Source organism: Brachybacterium sp. GCM10030252, assembly GCF_042666535.1.
Classification (GTDB): domain Bacteria; phylum Actinomycetota; class Actinomycetes; order Actinomycetales; family Dermabacteraceae; genus Brachybacterium.
Genome location: NZ_JBHTDM010000009.1, coordinates 118,941 through 136,169, shown reverse-complemented (window position 1 = coordinate 136,169; position 17,229 = coordinate 118,941). Strand labels below are relative to the sequence as shown.

The 17,229-nt window shown below is 71.6% G+C and carries 14 protein-coding genes; 7 read left to right on the top strand and 7 right to left on the bottom strand.

The genetic code is table 11. The annotated features are described in order from the left end of the window. Positions 1 to 2: 2 nt before the first annotated feature. Positions 3 to 1,760, bottom strand: a complete 1,758-nt coding sequence (locus tag ACFQRJ_RS09265; protein ID WP_377018735.1) for a pyruvate dehydrogenase — start codon at positions 1,758 to 1,760, stop codon at positions 3 to 5. Positions 1,761 to 2,275: 515 nt separating this feature from the next. Between ACFQRJ_RS09265 and ACFQRJ_RS09260 the strand changes: the two genes are divergently transcribed. Next, complete coding sequence (locus ACFQRJ_RS09260; protein WP_377018734.1) at positions 2,276 to 4,183, top strand: calcineurin-like phosphoesterase C-terminal domain-containing protein; 1,908 nt, start codon at positions 2,276 to 2,278, stop codon at positions 4,181 to 4,183. A 266-nt stretch (positions 4,184 to 4,449) separates the two neighbouring features. Here the strand turns inward: ACFQRJ_RS09260 and ACFQRJ_RS09255 are convergent, their stop codons facing one another. The 5 genes from ACFQRJ_RS09255 to ACFQRJ_RS09235 form a co-directional block, all read right to left on the bottom strand. After that, positions 4,450 to 5,772, bottom strand: coding sequence for a hemolysin family protein (locus ACFQRJ_RS09255; protein WP_377018733.1), 1,323 nt, complete (start codon positions 5,770 to 5,772; stop codon positions 4,450 to 4,452). 41 nt (positions 5,773 to 5,813) lie between these two features. After that, positions 5,814 to 6,773 carry a serine hydrolase domain-containing protein gene (locus tag ACFQRJ_RS09250; RefSeq protein ID WP_377018731.1) on the bottom strand — a complete coding sequence of 320 codons (960 nt, stop codon included), beginning with the start codon at positions 6,771 to 6,773 and terminating at the stop codon, positions 5,814 to 5,816. A gap of 169 nt (positions 6,774 to 6,942) precedes the next feature. Then, complete coding sequence (locus ACFQRJ_RS09245; RefSeq protein WP_377018730.1) at positions 6,943 to 7,971, bottom strand: glycoside hydrolase family 43 protein; 1,029 nt, start codon at positions 7,969 to 7,971, stop codon at positions 6,943 to 6,945. Between the two features lie 118 nt (positions 7,972 to 8,089). Continuing rightward, on the bottom strand, positions 8,090 to 9,142 hold the full coding sequence (locus ACFQRJ_RS09240) for a CAAX protease (RefSeq protein ID WP_377018729.1): 1,053 nt from the start codon (positions 9,140 to 9,142) through the stop codon (positions 8,090 to 8,092). 162 nt (positions 9,143 to 9,304) lie between these two features. Next, positions 9,305 to 10,414, bottom strand: coding sequence for a CPBP family intramembrane glutamic endopeptidase (locus tag ACFQRJ_RS09235; RefSeq protein WP_377018728.1), 1,110 nt, complete (start codon positions 10,412 to 10,414; stop codon positions 9,305 to 9,307). 143 nt (positions 10,415 to 10,557) lie between these two features. Between ACFQRJ_RS09235 and ACFQRJ_RS09230 the strand changes: the two genes are divergently transcribed. The 6 genes from ACFQRJ_RS09230 to ACFQRJ_RS09205 all read left to right on the top strand — a co-directional run bounded on the left by ACFQRJ_RS09230 (position 10,558) and on the right by ACFQRJ_RS09205 (position 16,507). Beyond that, the gene (locus ACFQRJ_RS09230; protein WP_377018727.1) at positions 10,558 to 11,841 is read left to right on the top strand and encodes a sensor histidine kinase; all 1,284 of its coding nucleotides are present in this window, start codon (positions 10,558 to 10,560) and stop codon (positions 11,839 to 11,841) included. Next, positions 11,835 to 12,683 carry a response regulator gene (locus ACFQRJ_RS09225; RefSeq protein WP_377019001.1) on the top strand — a complete coding sequence of 283 codons (849 nt, stop codon included), beginning with the start codon at positions 11,835 to 11,837 and terminating at the stop codon, positions 12,681 to 12,683. Before ACFQRJ_RS09230 ends, ACFQRJ_RS09225 begins: the two co-directional genes overlap by 7 nt. Before the next feature lie 200 nt (positions 12,684 to 12,883). After that, the gene (locus ACFQRJ_RS09220; RefSeq protein ID WP_377018726.1) at positions 12,884 to 13,633 is read left to right on the top strand and encodes a response regulator transcription factor; all 750 of its coding nucleotides are present in this window, start codon (positions 12,884 to 12,886) and stop codon (positions 13,631 to 13,633) included. Positions 13,634 to 13,733: 100 nt separating this feature from the next. Beyond that, positions 13,734 to 14,654 (top strand): ABC transporter ATP-binding protein, encoded by a 921-nt coding sequence (locus ACFQRJ_RS09215; RefSeq protein ID WP_377018725.1) that lies wholly within the window; start codon positions 13,734 to 13,736, stop codon positions 14,652 to 14,654. Then, positions 14,651 to 15,433: a hypothetical protein gene (locus tag ACFQRJ_RS09210; protein WP_377018724.1), complete on the top strand. Its 783-nt coding sequence runs from the start codon at positions 14,651 to 14,653 to the stop codon at positions 15,431 to 15,433. Before ACFQRJ_RS09215 ends, ACFQRJ_RS09210 begins: the two co-directional genes overlap by 4 nt. A gap of 159 nt (positions 15,434 to 15,592) precedes the next feature. Beyond that, the gene (locus tag ACFQRJ_RS09205) at positions 15,593 to 16,507 is read left to right on the top strand and encodes a sensor histidine kinase (protein ID WP_377018723.1); all 915 of its coding nucleotides are present in this window, start codon (positions 15,593 to 15,595) and stop codon (positions 16,505 to 16,507) included. Between the two features lie 7 nt (positions 16,508 to 16,514). Here ACFQRJ_RS09205 and ACFQRJ_RS09200 read toward each other — a convergent pair whose 3' ends face one another. Next, positions 16,515 to 17,225 (bottom strand): hypothetical protein, encoded by a 711-nt coding sequence (locus tag ACFQRJ_RS09200; RefSeq protein WP_377018722.1) that lies wholly within the window; start codon positions 17,223 to 17,225, stop codon positions 16,515 to 16,517. Between the last annotated feature and the right edge of the window lie 4 nt (positions 17,226 to 17,229).

The following is a 17,229-nucleotide window of genomic DNA, read 5'->3' as shown; positions in this document are numbered from 1 at the left end:
CCTCAGCGCGGCAGGTTGCGCACGTTGCTGGCCGCCATGTCGATCATGCGGCCCACGCCGCCGCCGAGCACGATCTTGGTGCTCGCGGTGGCGAAGCCGCGGATCTGCTGGGCGGTGACCTTCGGCGGCATCGAGAGGGCGTCGGGGTCGGTGACCACGTCGATCAGCATCGGCCCGTCGGTCGCCAGCGCCTTCTCCAGGTCCTTGCGCAGCTTCTTGGGGTCGGTGATGCGCACCGAGGGGATGCCGACGCCGTGGGCGATCGCGGCGTAGTCGACGTCCTCGTGGTCGGTGCCGTGGTCCGGGAGGCCCTCGACCAGCATCTCCAGCTTGACCATGCCGAGGCTGGAGTTGTTGAACACGAGGATCTTGGCGTTCAACTGGTGCAGCTTCACGGTGAGCAGTTCGCCCATGAGCATGCCGAGCCCGCCGTCGCCGCTCATGGAGATGACCTGCCGGTCCGGGTACGCGAGGGAGGCGCCGATGGCCTGCGGGAGGGCGTTGGCCATGGTGCCGTGGTGCCAGGAGCCGAACACGCGGCGCCTGCCGTTAGGGGTGATGTAGCGGGCGCCCCACACGTTGCACATGCCGGTGTCGACGGTGAAGACGGCATCGTCGGCGGCGAGGTCGTCGAGGGTGGCGGCGACGAACTCCGGATGGATGGGCTTCATCCGCTCGACGTTCTTGGTGTACGCGGAGACCACACCGGTCAGAGCCTTGTGATGACTCTTCAGCATGCGGTGGAGGAAGCGATGGCTCTTCGAGCTGGTCAGCAGCGGCATCACGGCCTGCAGCGTCAGGGCGACGTCGCCGTGGACGGCGAGGTCCAGCGGGATGCGGCGGCCCAGCCGGGAGGCGTCGGCGTCGATCTGGACGATCTTCGGGGGGTTCTTCGAGCTGCCGTGGCCGGGAAGGAACTCGGTGTAGGGGAAGTCGGTGCCCAGCAGGATCACCAGGTCGGCCTCGTGCATGGCCTCGTAGCAGGCCCCGTAGCCGAGCAGTCCGCTCATGCCCACGTCATAGGGGTTGTCGTACTGCATCCACTCCTTGCCGCCGAAGGCGTGGCCGATCGGCGCCTTGACCCGGTCGGCGAGTTCGAGCACCTCCTCGCGGGCGCCGCGCACGCCGGCACCGGTGAACAGGGTGACGGTGCCGGCCTCGTCGATCAGCTCGGCGAGGCGGCCGACGGGGCCCGGGGCGGGCTGGACACGGCCCATGTCGGTGGCGAGGTCCCGGGTCCACGGGCCGTCGTCGACCTCTTGGTCGGCGATGTCGCCGGGGAGCACGAGCACGGAGACGCCCTGCTTCGCGATCGCGGTCTGGACGGCGATGTGCAGCATGGTGGTGCCGTGGTCGCCGGAGTTGACCAGTTCGCAGAAGTGCGAGCATTCCTGGAACAGGGCCTCGGGGTGGGTCTCCTGGAAGAAGCCGGTGCCGATGCTGCCGCTGGGGATGTGCGAGGCGATCGCGAGCACCGGGGCCCCGTCGCGGTGGGCGTCGTACAGGCCCTGGATCATGTGCGTGTTGCCGGGCCCGCAGGAGCCGGCGCACACGGCGAGCTTCCCGGTCAGGCGTGCTTCGGCGCCGGCGGCGAAGGCCCCGGCCTCCTCGTTGCGCACGTGGATCCACTCGATGCCCTCGGTGGTGCGCACGGCGTCCACGATCGGGTTCAGCGAATCGCCGACGACCCCGTAGATGCGCTCGACGCCGAGGTCGCGGAGCTGGGTGACGAGGAGCTGGGCAAAGCTGGTGCGAGCCATCGGATTCCCTCCCGGGTAGCGGGGCGCCGGGACCGCGGTCCCGGCGCAGGGTGCGTCTGCTCCGAGCCTACCGGGGCACGCCGGGTCCCGGCGCGCGACGACGCTCCCCGCACGTCGCCCCGCCCCGCGCGAGACGACGTTCCCCTCACGTCGCCTCGCCCCGCGCGAGATCCGTGACCCGGTTGCTTTGAGGGCCGGATACCAACCGATTCACGGATCCCGCGAAGGGCGGGCGGTGGCGGCGGGGATACGTGGTGGCGGCGGGGGCGCGGTGACGACGGGGGCATGGTGGCGGCGGGGGCGCGGTGACGACGGGGGCATGGTGGCGGCGGGGAGGCGCGGTGGCACGGGAAGCGCGGTGGCGGCGCCGAGGGGTGAGCGCGCCGGCCCGGTGCCCACGATGTCCGGTTGCGGGCAGCGCTTGAACTCCTCGTCACGTCGAAGCCGCCGCGATGTCACCTGGGCTCCCTAGCGTCATACGGCGGAAGCCGACCCCTCACGCGAGAAAGCTCCTCATGACATACCCCTCCCCCGCATCCCCCTCCTCCGCTCCCCACGCATCCGCCACCTCCCCCTCCTCCATCTCGGGCGCAGCCTCCTCCTCCGCGCCCGGCTCGACCCGCGCGGCCCGCTCCAGCCGCGCTCGCCGCCGTCTCGCCTCCACCCTCGCCCTCGGTGCCTCGGCAGTGCTGTGCGCGAGCATCGTCCCCACCGCGGCGAATGCCGACCCCGCCGGCAGTGACGTCCCCTCCGACGCCTACCAGGGTGAGGTCGAGGTCATCCGCGGGCAGGCCGCCGATCCCGAGACCCTCCAGGGCGTCGTCTTCGATGACAAGGACAAGGACTCCACCCAGGACCGTGGCGAGAAGGGCATCGCCGGGGTCACTGTCTCCAACGGCCGCGAGGTCGTCACCACCGCGAAGGACGGCAGCTATGAGCTGCCGGTGTACGAGAACATGACCGTGTTCGTCACCCAGCCCGCCGGGTGGCAGGTGCCCGTGGACGAGCACAACTTCGCGCAGTTCAGCTACAACCACCTGCCCGAGGGCTCCACGGAGCTGAAGTACGGCGGGCTGGAGCCCACGGGCGAGCTGCCCGAGGCGGTCAACTTCCCGATGGGCAAGTCCAAGGCGACCAAGGGCTCGCAGCAGAGCTGCCCGATCGCCGCCGACACCCAGGCCTACGACCTCACTCAGATGGGCTACGCCCGCGACGGCGCCGTCAAGGACCTCACCGAGCGCCACGACTACGGCGGCTGCGGCGTGCTCATGCTGGGCGACAACGTCGGCGACGACCTCAGCCTGTACCCGGAGCTGAAGGACATCTACGCCGACGTCAACGGCCCCATCCGCGCCGCGATGGGCAACCACGACCTCGACTTCGATGCCACCGAGTCGAGCCACAGCAACGACACCTTCCGCCAGCACATCGGCCCGGCCTACTTCTCCTACGACGTGGGCGAGGCGCACTTCGTGGTGCTCGACAGCATCGAGTACCCCAACACCGAGACCGACGCGAAATACCTCGAGAAGATCGACCAGGAGCAGCTCGACTGGCTCGCGAAGGATCTCGAGAACGTGCCGGACGACAAGAAGATCGTGCTGGCCACGCATGCTCCGGTGCTGGACCGCAACGGCGTGATCATCGACAACGCCACGGATCTGTACGACGTGCTCGAGGGCCGCGACGTCACCACCGTCGGCGGCCACACCCACACGCTGGAGAACTACCTCCCCGGCGACCAGCGCGCCGAGTGGGCCGAGGACGGCATCGACGAGCTCCCGCACCAGGCCCTGATCGCCGGGGCCGTCTCGGGGGACTGGTACTCCGGCGGCCTGGACGAGAACGGCCTTCCGTACGCGTACATGAACGACGGGGCGCGCCCCGGCATCATGACCCTCGGCCTGGACGGCGCTGACCTCAGCGCCCGCTACACGGTGCGCGGTGAGGACGACGACGAGCAGCTGACCCTGGGCGTGAACTCGCCGACCTGGCGCGACTGGGCCGAGCAGGCGCAGGCGTGGCAGGACGACGACAAGGCCGGCGAGATGTCCGAGCTGGGCGATCCGAACACGGTCACGCGCGAGGACCTCGCCGGGGGCACCTGGTTGACCGCCGACTTCTTCGGCGGCTCGACCGAGGCGACGGTCGAGGTCTCGATCGACGGCGGCTCCGCCAGCCCGGCGGAGCACACCCAGCCCGCCGAGGGTGAGGCGCTGGCGGAGGGCTTCGAGTACTCCGACACCGTCGCGGCCACGCAGAACCTGCGCAGCAGCGGCAACGTGACCACCTCGAGCGCCCACCTGTGGCGCCACCAGCTCAGCGAGGACCTCGCGGCCGGCACGCACACCGCCGAGATCACCGCGACGGACCGCAACGGGAACTCCTTCACGGAGTCCGTGCGCTTCACCGTGACCGACTGATCACCTCGGGGCGCACGAGGCGTTCCGGCTCAGTCGCACACGCGAGGGCGGGCCCCACCGGGGCTCGCCCTCGTCCTCGTTCCCCCACGGCGCGCCCCGCGCTCCCCGCGAAGCCCACGAAGCCCACGAACCCCAAAGCCCACGAAGCCCAAACCCCACGAAGCCCACTATGTGCGCGGCCGCCGCGAAGCCCCCGAATGCCACGGTCCTCGCGAGATCCGTGAACCGGTGGGAAAGGCGACCGAGTTCCCGTCACCTCACGGATCTCACGAAACCGGGCGCTCACCCGGCTCCGGAGCGGCGACGTGGGTGAGCTGGACGGTCTGGACGCGCCTCTCGTCGACCTCGAGCACCTCCAGGCGGCCGCCGTCGATCTCGATCGTGTCCCCGGCCTCGGGGATCCGCCCCAGGCGCGCCATGACGAATCCGCCGACGGTCTCGTAGCCGCCGGTATCGGGCAGGGTGATGCCGGTGGCCGCCTCGAACTCCTGCAGGATCAGGCCGCCGTCGATCCGACCGTCGGCCTGGATCGTCCCCTCGAGCTCGCCGGCGGTGGGGCGGCCCTCCCGGTCGAACTCGTCGTAGATCTCGCCCACCAGCTCCTCGAGCAGGTCCTCCAGGGTGACGATGCCGTCGGTGCCTCCGTACTCATCGACCACCACCGCGATCTGCTCGGCCTGGGCGCGCATCCGGTTCAGCGCCGCCAGCACCTCGACGGTGCCGGGGATGTGCTCGATGGGCCGGGCGATCTCCGCCAGTCGCGTGGTGGCCGGGTCCTCGACCAGCAGCAGGTCCCGCACATGGGCGAACCCGACCACGTCATCGACGTCCTCCCCGATCACGGGGTAGCGCGAGACGCCGGTCTCCCGGATCACCTCGCGGGCCCCGGCCACGGTCTCGTCACCGGGAAGGAAGTGGACCTGGTGGCGCGGCCGCATCACCTCGACGACGGTGCGCTCGGACGCGTCGAACACGTCGGCCAGCACCCGGGACTCGGCCTCGGCAAGGGCATCGGAGTTGCGCACCATGGAGCGGATCTCCTCGGCGGAGACGGCCTCGCGATCCGCGTGGGGATCACCGCCGACGGCCCGCACGACCAGGTTGGTCGAGACCGACAGCAGCCAGATCACGGGCTTCATCAGGCGGCCGAACACGCTCAGGGGAGGGCCGACGATCCGGGTCATGGCCAGGGCGTTCTGCATCGCCAGGCGCTTGGGCACCAGCTCGCCGAGCACGAGCGAGAGGAAGGCGATGACCAGCGTCATCCCGATCAGGGCCACCGTGGAGGCGGTGGCCTCGGACAGGCCCGCGCCGGTGAGCATCGGGACCAGGGACGGCGCGATGGTGGAGGCGCCGTAGGCGGAGGAGAAGAACCCGGCGACGGTCACCCCGATCTGGACCGCCGAGAGGAACAGATTCGGGTCGCGCACCAGCTTCGCGGTGCGCTCGCCGCCGGCGCCGCCCTGCTCGAGCTGCCTGATCTGCGACTCGCGGAGGTTCACGATCGCCATCTCGGTGCCGGCGAACAGCCCTCCGACCAGTACGAAGAGCAGCACCAGGGCGAGGTTCGCGAGCGCGGTCCAGTCCATGGGCCAACGCTACCCCGGCCCACCGCGGAGCCTGGGACCGCTCACAGCAGCGGCAGCAGCTCCTCCCACACGGCGCGGAGGATCTCGGCCGCCCCGCGACCCTCGAGCCGCGAGGTGACGGTCAGGACGGCGTCCTGTTCAGGCAGCACCACGATCAGCTGGCCGTAGGCCCCGTCGGCCCGCCAGGATCCCTCGGGCGTGCAGCGCCAGACCGCGCGGCCGTACTGCGCGCTCTCGGGCTCGGCTTCCCCGGTGGACACCCAGGTGTCCTCGGCGTGGAGGGCATCGATCCAGGCGGCCGGCACGAGCTGGCGACCGTCGTACTCGCCGCGCTGCAGCAGCAGCCGGCCGATCCGGGCCAGCTGGCCGCTCCTCAGGTGCAGGCCGGTCGCGCCCCAGCTGTACCCGTCCCGGGTGGTGTGCCACTGGGGGTTGAGGATCCCCAGCGGCTCGAACAGGCGCGGCATCAGCCAGTCGCGCAGGGAGCGCCCGGTGCGTTCGCTGATCACCCGCGAGAGCAGGAAGATCGAGCCGTTGGAGTACTCCCACTTCTCCCCCGCTGCCGCGGTGAGGTCGGTGGAGAGGAACAGGGCGGCGAGGTCCTCGTGCTCGCGCTGCTCGTCGACGAAGGCGAGGATCGGGGACCCGGAGGTCATGGTGAGCAGATGGCTCAGTCGCACCTGCTCGATCCCGGCGCCGTAGCCGGCAACAGGGGCGGGAAGGTGGTCGACGAGCCTGTCCTCGACGCCCAGCAAACCTTCCTCCTCGGCGATGCCGATCGCGAGCGCGGTGACGGTCTTGGAGATCGAGTAGACGTTCTCGACGGTGTCGTCGCTGAAGCGGTGACCGAGCTCCTCATGGCCCGCGCGGTGCAGGTGGAGCGCGCGTACTCCCAGGTCGCGCTCGATGATCTTCTGGCGCAGCGGGAGCAGCAGCAGCTGATCGGGGATGGCGGGGTCGGTGCGGGCAGGAACGGAGCTGGCGGCGTCGGCAGGGTTCATGCTCGTGACCTTACGACGCCGGGGCCGGGCGGCGGCCGGATGTTCCGTTCCGCGACCGCGCCCGGCCCCGATCGCCCTGCTCCGCCGGCACAGCGCGCAGCTCCGCCAGCATGGCTCGCGGCTGCTGTCCGCGGGGCGCGCTGCGGCGGTCAGCAGAGCTCGGTCGCGCTCACACCCGCGGGCGGCCCACGCCGGGGCGCGTGCGGTTCTCGATCTTCGGGCCGTCGATGCTCACCGTCCCGTTCTCGATGGTGACCGGGGAGATCCAGGTCAGCCGGCCCGGGTCCTCGCCGATGTGCTCGGGCTGCCAGGCGTGGTAGACGTACCAGAGGCCGTCGCGGGTGCGCACCGGCATGCCGTGGCCCGGGCCGGCGGCGACCTCGTTGGCCGAGAGCACCGGGGTGTCGGTGATCTTGGTCCAGGGGCCGTCGATCGCGTCGGCGACCGCGACGCCCACGCCGTAGGTCTCGTTCCAGTACTCGCCGGCGGAGTAGAAGAGGTAGTAGCGGCCCTCGTGGGTGATGACCGAGGGGCCCTCGATCGTGTAGATCTCCCAGGCCTGGTCGCGCTCGAGGATCCGGGTGCGCTCACCCACGAGGCTCCGGCCGTCCTCGGCCAGGCGCTGGGCGAACAGGAACGAGTCCTGGTCGGCGGCGTTGCCGTCGTTCTTCCACAGCAGCCACAGCGAGCCGTCCTCGTCGCGGAACGGGGAGGCGTCGATGCAGCCGCCCTCCTCCGGCGTGGACAGCAGCGGCGCCTCGTCGGAGTCGACGAACGGACCCTCCGGCGAGTCGGCGACGGCGACGCCGATCGCCTGCCGGTCCGTGGCGCGCTCCCAGGCGGTGTAGTAGGCGTGGAACTTCCCGCCGACGTCGAGCACCTCGGGCGCCCAGTGCCGGCCGGGGTTGGCCCAGGCGGCGATCTCGGGCTGCCCGTCGCCCAGGGGCTTCCAGTCCACCAGGTCCTTGGAGCGCAGCACCGGCATGTTCCCCATCGCCCCGGCGGTCGAGTAGAGGTAGTAGCGACCCGCGACCTCGAGCACGCCGGGGTCCGGCTGGTTGGTGGCGATCACGGGGTTGGTGTAACCGCGGGCGGCGTGGGCCGGGGCCGCGGCGAGGCCGAGGCCGCCGGCGAGGGCGGCCCCGAGCGTTCCCGTGGCGACCAGGGTGCGGCGTGAGATGTGGGTGTCGGGCGTCATCGTCCTTGTTCCTTCTCCGTCGGGATCGGCCGGGCAGGTGCACGGCCCCGATATTCCTACGTGAGAATCCCGGTGGTGTCCATCACTGTCCGGCTGCTCGAGAGCCCGCGCGGCAGGCTCAGAACGGAACGGGATCCGGCGCAGGGTCCGAGGCGTCACGGCCGACGGGCTCGAGCAGAGCGAGCTGCTCGCGCCGGCTGACCAGCGCCATGACGAGAACGGTGACCAGCACCAGGGCGATCGCGGACGAGATCCCACCGGCCAGGGCGGCACCATCGGCCACGGCGAGGGTGGCGGCGGAGGTGCCGGGAGCGGCTGCGGCGGCACCGAGCGCGGCGGCCCCGGCGCCGCCGCCCGTCCCCGCTGCGAACGCGGAGACCAACAGGGCGCCGACGGTGACGGCCACGGCCAGCGCGATCGGCACCTCGAGGCCGCCGGTCTTCCAGGCCAGGACGGCGGCGCACGCGGCGAGGGCGACGGCCGGGATCGCGACCGGGACGGTCAGCTCGCGGCCGACCAGGGAGAGGGCTCCGACCACCAGGACGGGGACGACGGGCGTGCGTATCCAGGTACCGAGAGCCTGGAGCAGCACACCGCGCATCGTCAGCTCCAGTCCCACGGCCTGCAGCGGGACCAGCACCAGCACGATCAGCGTGAGCACGAGGAGCTGGAGCGGCCCGGCTCCTCCGTCGGCCCCCGAGGCTCCGGGAGAGGTCGCCTCCACGAGGCCGCCCGCGGAGCCGGCGAGCGCACCCGCCAGCGCGGCGGCCGCCACGACCGCCAGGCCGCCCAGCCCTGCCACGATGCCCGTCGGCCGCAGCAGCTCACGGCGGAAGCGGGCCGCCACCGACCAGGTCGGCCCGGGCGGACGCCAGCCGCCGATGCGTACGCCGGCCAGGCCGGCCGGCAGCCACAGCGCGCCCATCGCGAGGGCGAGGCCCACATCGAGCGGGCTGGTGGGGTCGCCGCTGGTCACTCCAAGGGCGATGTTCACGCCGGGCGCGAGGGCGAGCACCAGGATCGTCAGCACCAGCAGCACCGAGGCCAGTGCGACGTAGACGACGAACGCCGTCGCGAGCGTCAGCAGCGGTTTGACGGGCAGGGACCAGGTCGAGCGCAGGGTCGCCAGCCGGTGGTACGGAACAGGGCGCGGGGGCGGGGGCGCACTCATGCGGCGAGGGACCGGTCGGAGGCGGGGATGAGGGGGCGGCACATGGCGTCACCACTGTAGAACGGGCCGGCTGAGAGCGGAGGCAGCCGGCTTCCGGGCTGCGCGAGCAGCGGGATCCGGGGCCTCCCCTCCTATGGAGCACACCGTGCCGGCTCTGAGCTCTCACCGCCGCGGGGCGAACTGCCCGGACCGGACTAGACCGCTCCTCCGTGCAGCGGGATGCGACTGGCCACGGTTCACCGAGTCGCGTGCGGGCCGAGTGAGGCGTGCGGGCAGAGCGCCGTGGCCGAGCGCCACCCGCTGCGGCTGCCACAGCCCGAGGCCCTCGCGCCGCGAGAACCACCACCACAGCGCTGCGGCCAGCACGAGCATCGGCACGGCGCTGAGGAGCATCGAGGGCAGGCTCACCTCGCCCTGCTCCGTGAATCCCGGGATCATCGGGGCGATGACGAACAGCGTCCAGTTGTTGGCGACATGCAGCAGCACCGGGATCTCGATGCCGCCCGTCTTCCAGGCGAGCAGCCCCATGACGACGGCGAACAGCGCGATCTCGACCCGTCCCAGCCCTGTGTAGCCGTGGCCGAGCACGAACAGCGGCACGGGAGCGAGGATCCCGACGACGGGCCACCGCAGCCAGGTCCCCAGAACCTGCAGCGGCAGCACCCGGAAGGCGTACTCCTCCCCTGCGGACTGCAGCGGGGCCAGCACCAGCGCGAGCAGCCACGCCGCCAGCACGCCCGCGGTCGGCGGGGGCAGAGCGATCACGTCCCGGTTCAGGACGAGGTTCGCCGCCGTGCCGGTCAGGAGGTAGACCGGCACCACGACGAGCGCCGCCCGGCCCAGCAGCCCCCAGCGGAAGCGCCCCAGCACCGAGTGGGCGATGCCGAAGCGCCCGTAGGCCACCCGTGTCCCCAGCAGCACTGCCGGGATCAGCAGGGCGAGCGCGCCCAGACCCAGCACCTGGTCCATCGGGTTCAGCGGATCCGAGATCATCTCGCTGGGAGCCGCGCCCGGCCAGATCAGCGAGACGGCGACCACGGGCACGGCGAGCAGCAGCACCATCGCCGCGAACGACGCGGCGGTGACCAGCAGAGCGAGCAGCGGCCGCCACCAGTAGCGCCGATGCGGCACCACCCGCGGGAGCCGGTGGAAGGCCACCTGCTCGGACGGGGCCGGCTCGGACGCGGCCGACGGCACGGGTGATGGTTCGGGGACGGCGGGCCGGGAGTGCTCCGCGACGGGACTCGGCCGGGCTCCTGCGATCTCGGTCATGATCCGATCCTCGCGCGGGCGTCCTGCCGGAGGCATCCGCCGCTGGGCTCGGGCTGCCTCTCCGTCGCATGGCTGAGGGGGCGTGAGCGGTATCGGCCGCGCGGTCGATCCGTCGGCCGCATTCGGCTCCCTACGCTGTGTCCATGACCGCCGCCATGCCCCACGCCGCGCCGACGCCCCCGGCGCGGAGCATGCGCGAATGGGCCATCGCGCTCGCGCAGTCCCTCGGCAGCGTCCTGCTGGGGCTGCTGCTCTTCCTCATCGTCTTCGGGATCACGCTGGAGGAATTCGGCGGTGACCCTCCCGGCGGACTGCTGGCGCTGACCGGCATAGATTTTCTGATCGGCTCCGCCATGACGATCTCGATCGGACCGCTGCGCTTCCTGCGCCCCGGGCGCGCCCACAGCGTGATCCACCTGGTCATCGCCACGGCAGCTGGGCTCAGCGTGTGGTCGCTGCCCGCGGCGGGGATCGCCCTGTACCGGGTGGGGCTGCGGCGCAGGCCACCGCTGGACATCGCCGCGGTCGTGCTGGTCGTCGCGGCCTCCACCGCGTCGATGCTGGCGGACGCCGCGATCCGGGGCGAGCGCGAGGACGTGTTCATCCTGATCACGCTGGCAGTGATGGCCATGGCCGCGATGGTGCCGCTGCTGGCGGGTCGCGTCGTCGGCACCCGTCATGAACTGGTGGCGTCGTTGCGGGAGCGGGCCGCCTCCGCCGATCGCGAGCGGGAGACCGCCGAGCGCGCGCGGGCCGCTGCGGAGCGCGAGGCCGCGGCGCTGATGCGTGAGCGCGACGCCGACGCCGCCCGGGTGCGGGCCGAGGAACGCGGCGCCCTCGCCCGCGACATGCACGACAGCATCTCCCATCACCTGGCGGCGATCGCCATGCACGCCGGCGCGATGTCCTACCGCGAGGATCTCCCGCCCGAGGAGCTGCGGCGCACCGCGCGGACCGTGCGGGATGCGGCGCAGCAGGCCAACCGGGAGCTGCGCACGGTGCTGATGACCCTGCGCACCACCGAGGGCGATGCTCCGCTGGCCTCGGCGCCGACGCTGAGCGACATCATCGAGCGCTGCCGCGAACAGGGCCAGGATGTGGAGCTGACCTGGAAAGGCATCAGGCCGGACGAGCTGGCCGAGCGCGAGCGCAGCCTGGTGGTCACCCTCGCCCGGATCCTGGCCGAGGTCACCACGAACGCGGCCAAGCACGCCCCGGGGATGCCGCTGCGCATCACGCTCGCCGCGGCCGATGATCGGGTGCTGCTCACCGCCTCCAATCCGCTTCCGACCGCCGGTGACCCGGCCCCCGTCTCCACCGGCCACGGTCTCATCGGCGTGCAGGAGCGGGCGCGGCTGCTGGGCGGGGACTCCTGCCACCGCCGCGGCCAGGACACCTTCGAGGTGGAAGCATGGATGCCATGGTGAGCGACGCGGATGGCGAGGGCGGCGGCAGGATCGGCAGCGGCGGCGAGCCCGTGCGGGTGCTGCTGGTGGACGACGAGGCCCTGATGCGCACGGGGCTGCGCCTGATGATCGACGGCGCCCACGGCATCGAGGTGATCGGGGAAGCGGCCGACGGGCAGGCCGCCCTGGACCAGGCGCGCGCCCTGGAGCCGGACGTGGTGCTGATGGACATCCGCATGCCCCGCATGACCGGGCTCGAGGCCCTGCGCGTCCTGCGCGCGGAGGATTCCCCGGCCCGGGTGGTGATGCTGACCGCGTTCGACACCGACGAGTTCCTGCTGCAGGCGCTGCGGGCCGGGGCCGTCTCCTTCCTGCTCAAGGACTCCCCGCCGGAGGACGTGGTCCAGGCGGTGCTCGAGGCGGCCGAGGACCGTCCCCGCTTCTCCCCCGACGTGCTCTCGCGCCTGGTGCGCCTGGCCTCGCACGAGGGCAGCGGCTCGAGGGCGGGGGACGAGGCGGATCAGTCGGGGCGGGACGGGCTCGGCGGCGCCGCACCTCCCGCGGCTCCCGGCGCCGACGGCTCGCCGGAGGGCGCCACCTCCGGGGCCGCGCCCCCGCCCGACACCTCCGCGGCCGCGTCACCGCCCGACACCTCCGCGGCAGCGCCCCCGCCCGACGGCATCACCGAGCGCGAATGGGACGTGGCCCGGCTGGTCGCCCAGGGCCTCGCGAACCCGGAGATCGGCGAGCAGCTGTTCATGAGCGTCGCGACCGTCAAGACCCACCTGGGCAGGCTGTATCACAAGCTGCAGGTCACCAACCGGGTCCAGCTCGCCATCCGCGTGCTCGAACTCGGTGGCTGAGGCCACCGGCACCCGCCGACACCGCCCCGTCGAGCGCCGCACGGCGAGGCACGGTTTCGCCAGATCCGTGACCTGGTGGGAATCGGCGCCGAATACCCACCAGGTCGCGGATCCGGCCGGCCATAGGCGTCGGGTCAGAGGGGGAAATAGGCTGACGGCCGGCGCCCATCCCTCTCATCCACGCTCATCGGAGGACGACCATGGCCCGCATCCTCGTCGTCGAGGACTCCCCGGACGTCCATGCCCTGCTGGTCGAGACGCTCAGCGCAGAAGGTCACGAGGTCAGCGGCGTCCGCGACGGTCTCGCCGCTCGCAGGGCATTGGGGCTGACCGGACCGTCGACGGGAGGGCTCCCGGCGAGCGCAGCCGCACCAGCCCCCGCACCCCCACCCGCACCCGATCTGGTCGTCCTCGACCTGATGCTCCCCCACGTCGACGGCTCGGTGCTGCTGGCAGAGATCCGTCGCGCCGGCGATCTGCCGGTGCTGGTGCTCTCGGCGAAGGACGCCGTGTTCACCAAGGTGGACATGCTGCGGCTCGGAGCGGACGACTACGTCACCAAACCGTTCGATCTCACCGAGCTCACCGCCCGCATCGAGGTGCTGCTGCGCCGGACCGCCCCAGCGGCCGAGACCCCCAGCGTCCTCACCCACGGCCCGCTCGCTCTCGATCCGGCCACCGCGCGTGTCACCCTCGACGGCGCCGACGTCACCCTGACCGCTACCGAGCTGCGGATCCTTCAGCTGCTGATGGAGCAGCCCGGCCAGGTCTTCTCCCGGCCCCGGATCTACGAGGGCGTCTGGGAGGAGCCGTTCGTCGGCGACGACGCCGCCGTGAAGACCCACGTCTCCAACCTGCGCACGAAGCTGCGCGAGACCGCCCCGGAACTGGACCCGATCGAGACGGTCTGGGGCCTCGGGTACCGGCTGCGAGCGCTGCCTGGGCCCTGAGCGAGGGATCTTCACGGATTCCTGACCTTTGCGGGCCGGAACCTGACGTCCGCCCGACACATGCTCCGTACCGTCGAGGCATCGAGCGAGAGGAGCATCCATGAGTGAGGACGTCCTGGTCACCCGGGATCTCACCAAGCGCTACGGCAGCCATGCCGCGGTGCAGTCGATGACCCTGCGACTGCAGCGGGGCCGGATCTACGGGCTGATCGGCCGCAACGGCGCCGGCAAGACCACGCTGATGCGCCTGATCTCCGGGCTCGGCGTCCCCACCAGCGGAGCCATCGAGCTGTTCGGCTCGGGCCAGGACACCCCGCAGCAGGAGGACCTCGCGCGGATCGGCACCCTCATCGAGGCCCCCAGCCTCCACGGCGGCATGACGGCGCGGCAGAACATGCACCTGCACCGCCTGATGCGCGGCGTCCCCGGCGGTAACCGCGAAGGCGAGCTGCTCGAACTCGTCGGCCTCGGCGAGACCGGCCGCAAGAGGGTCAAAGATTTCTCGCTCGGCATGCGGCAGCGCCTGGGGATCGCTCTCGCCCTGATCGCCGATCCGGAGCTGCTGGTGCTGGACGAGCCGGTCAACGGGCTGGATCCCCTCGGAGTCGTCGAGGTGCGACGTCTCGTGCGCGATCTGGCCACCGAGCGCGGGATCACCGTGCTGATCTCCAGCCACAACCTGCCCGAGCTGTTCCAGACCGCGAGCGACTACATCATCGTCGAGGCCGGCGAGGTGCGGATGACTCTCACCCTCGACGAGCTCGAGGCGCAGACCCAGCAGTACCTGGAACTCGCCGCGGAGGACACCGAACGCCTGGTCACGGTGCTCGAGCGCGAGTTCCCGGAAGCCGATCCGCGCGTGATGCCCGATCGCACGGTGCGCCTGCCCCACCACGCCGAGCAGGCGGAGCAGGTGCTTCGCACGCTGGTGTCGGCCGATGTGTGGCCCACCCGGCTCGCCCGCGAGGGCGAGAGCCTCGAATCCTTCTTCCTGTCCGTCATCGGAGGAGACCGGTCATGACAAATCAGCTGCGCGCGGACCTCTACGTCCTACGCCACAGCCCGACCGCGGCCCTGTGCCTGGTGGCAGCCGCCATCGCCGCCGCCCTCTACACGTGGCTGCAGCATCAGCTCGCCGTCGGCGACCTGGGAGCGGCCTCCGCCAACGGCGTGCAGGGACTCAGCGACATCCTGCTGATCTCTCTGCTCGGCCCGCTGCTGTACGGGATCACCATCTCCCAGCCGTTCGAGACGAAGTCCGTGCACAACGCCCTACTGGCCTCCGGGCGCGGAGCGTTCGTCGCCTCCAAGACCGTCATCGCGGCGTTGCTGGTGGCCTCGCTGTCTCTCCCCTACGGCCTGGCCGTCCTCGTCGGCCGAGCCACCGGGGCGGAATTCGCTCCGGCCATCCCGACGGCGTTCTCGCTGGCGCTGACCGAGAGCGGCGAGCTCACCTCAGAGGCCCTCTCGAGCGTCATCGCCGTCACGCTGACCAGCGCGATCCTCACGGCCGCGAAGCTCGCGGTGTGCCTGCCGCTGGCGATCTGGTTGCAGCGTCCACTGGTGGTGATGGCGGCGGGATTCGTGTGGTCCTTCGTCGCGGATCTGCTGGCGTCCACCGCGGCCGACGTCGACGGGCTGGACGCCCTGGTGCGGCTCACGCCGTTCTCCGCCGAGCACTCGCCGGGACCGGATTCCAGCGGCGCAGAGATGCTCGCCGCGGTGGCGGTCTCGATCGTGTTCATCGCCCTGATGGGCGCGGTGACCTGGCTGATCTTCCGGAGGGCCGACGTGAAGTGAGTGCATACGGGGCCGCGCGCCCGCGACCCCGAGGCAACCGGGTGGCCGGGGGCTTGCGCACGGGCCACCGTTACTCCCCCGGGCGCCGTCACGGTGCGCATAAGCTGGCGCCCGCCCCAGCGACGTCCTGTCCAGCCAGCCTCACCGCCCGGGAGTGCCGTGATTGCCCTCGCCGTGATCCTCGGTGTGCTGTGGTTTCTCACCGCCGCATACCTGGTGATCGTGCTGCGGCAGATCCGCGCGGTGCGCCGGCAGCTGGAGCGGCAGCGGGGCGAGGGTGCGCACAGCTCCGTGACGCTCTCCCTGGTGGTGCCGCAGCTGGAGTCACTGGCTGCCCAGGTCAACGAGACAGTGCGCCAGGCGCAGGCCGCCTCGACCCGCACCCGCGTCGAGGAGCGCAGGATCCGCTCGTTCATCGCGGACATCTCCCACGACCTGCGCACTCCGCTCACCACGGTGCGCGGCTACCTTCAGCTGCTGGAGCGCAGCACCCTCGACGAGGAGCAGCGGGCGCAGCTGGCCGTGGCCCAGCGGCAGACCGCGGAGCTGGGCACGCTCGTCGACCGGCTCTACGAGTACGCGTACCTGCTCGATGCGGAGCCGGCGCTCGAGCTCGAACCCGTCGACGTCGGCGTCCTGGTCGCCGAGTGCCTGCTGGGGATGACGGCCGAGATCGAGGGCGCGGGCATGGAGGTCGACTACGATCCGCCGGCTGCTCTGGTGGTCGAGACCGATCGGGAGAAGCTGACCCGGATCGTGCAGAACCTCGTCCGCAACGCTGTTCAGCACGGCCGGGAGCTGCTCCAGGTCCAGGTCCAGGTGCTCGGCGCTGGTGATGGCCTCGAGATCCGCGTTCGCAACGGCGTCCCGCCCGGCACCGAGATCGATGCCGCGCGGTTGTTCGAACGCTTCTACACGGCGGACCGCTCCCGCTCCGGGCGCACCAGCGGGCTGGGCCTATCGATCGTGCAGGTGCTGGCCGAGCACCTGGGCGGCAGCGTGGCTGCCGCCCAGGACCGGGAGGCCGGCACCGTGGAGATCGGCGTGAGCATCCCGCGCCCGACGAGCGGATGAGACCGGCTCAGGGCGCGGGGATCTCGAACTCGTGGCGGAACTCCGGGATGGTCTCGTCCTCGCCGAGGATCTCCGTCTCCGGTCGCACGTATGCGGCGGTGTAGGACTCCTGGCGCTCACCCTCGACCGTGAAGCCGATCCACGCCGGCTCCGTGGCACCATCGCGGCGCGGGGCCCTCTCGAACTCGGTATAGCCGGCCTCGGAGATCTCCTCGCCCAACGAGCTCTTCGCGTTCTGCTCCTCGTCCCCGTACTGGATGAAGAAGTCGCGCATGGAGACGACGCCACCGAACTCCTCGCCGGGCGTCACCTCGATCTGCAGGTAGAGGACCTCGCCGCCCTCCTCGATGTAGATCGAGTCGTGCTCGGAGGGCATGTCGCGCATGGCGGAGATGACGGTGATCTCGTCTCCGGTCTCCTCATCGGTGAAGGTCTCGTCGATCGGCACCTCGACGGACTCGCCGGCCGGGGCGGAGCCGGTGTCCTCGTCGGACTCGTCCTCCTCGGCCTCGCTCTCGTCGGCCTCGTCCTCCTCGGGCTCGCTCTCGTCGGCCTCGCCGCCGCCGTCGGAGGCGTCGACCTCCGCCGCGGGAGCCTCCTCCTCGACGGCGGGGGCGTCCCCCTCGGCAGCCTCCTCGGGAGAGCCGCCGCAGGCGGACAGGGCGAACAGGGCGAGCGCGCCGGCGGCGGCGCTGCGGGTGAAGATCGAGCGGGTCACGGGT

Excerpts from the sequence above, each read along its gene's own strand:
- ACFQRJ_RS09265 (WP_377018735.1), bottom strand. The coding sequence starts at position 1,760 with ATGGCTCGCACCAGCTTTGCCCAGCTCCTCGTCACCCAGCTCCGCGAC.
- ACFQRJ_RS09260 (WP_377018734.1), top strand. The coding sequence starts at position 2,276 with ATGACATACCCCTCCCCCGCATCCCCCTCCTCCGCTCCCCACGCATCC.
- ACFQRJ_RS09255 (WP_377018733.1), bottom strand. The coding sequence starts at position 5,772 with ATGGACTGGACCGCGCTCGCGAACCTCGCCCTGGTGCTGCTCTTCGTA.
- ACFQRJ_RS09250 (WP_377018731.1), bottom strand. The coding sequence starts at position 6,773 with ATGAACCCTGCCGACGCCGCCAGCTCCGTTCCTGCCCGCACCGACCCC.
- ACFQRJ_RS09245 (WP_377018730.1), bottom strand. The coding sequence starts at position 7,971 with ATGACGCCCGACACCCACATCTCACGCCGCACCCTGGTCGCCACGGGA.
- ACFQRJ_RS09240 (WP_377018729.1), bottom strand. The coding sequence starts at position 9,142 with ATGAGTGCGCCCCCGCCCCCGCGCCCTGTTCCGTACCACCGGCTGGCG.
- ACFQRJ_RS09235 (WP_377018728.1), bottom strand. The coding sequence starts at position 10,414 with ATGACCGAGATCGCAGGAGCCCGGCCGAGTCCCGTCGCGGAGCACTCC.
- ACFQRJ_RS09230 (WP_377018727.1), top strand. The coding sequence starts at position 10,558 with ATGACCGCCGCCATGCCCCACGCCGCGCCGACGCCCCCGGCGCGGAGC.
- ACFQRJ_RS09225 (WP_377019001.1), top strand. The coding sequence starts at position 11,835 with ATGGTGAGCGACGCGGATGGCGAGGGCGGCGGCAGGATCGGCAGCGGC.
- ACFQRJ_RS09220 (WP_377018726.1), top strand. The coding sequence starts at position 12,884 with ATGGCCCGCATCCTCGTCGTCGAGGACTCCCCGGACGTCCATGCCCTG.
- ACFQRJ_RS09215 (WP_377018725.1), top strand. The coding sequence starts at position 13,734 with ATGAGTGAGGACGTCCTGGTCACCCGGGATCTCACCAAGCGCTACGGC.
- ACFQRJ_RS09210 (WP_377018724.1), top strand. The coding sequence starts at position 14,651 with ATGACAAATCAGCTGCGCGCGGACCTCTACGTCCTACGCCACAGCCCG.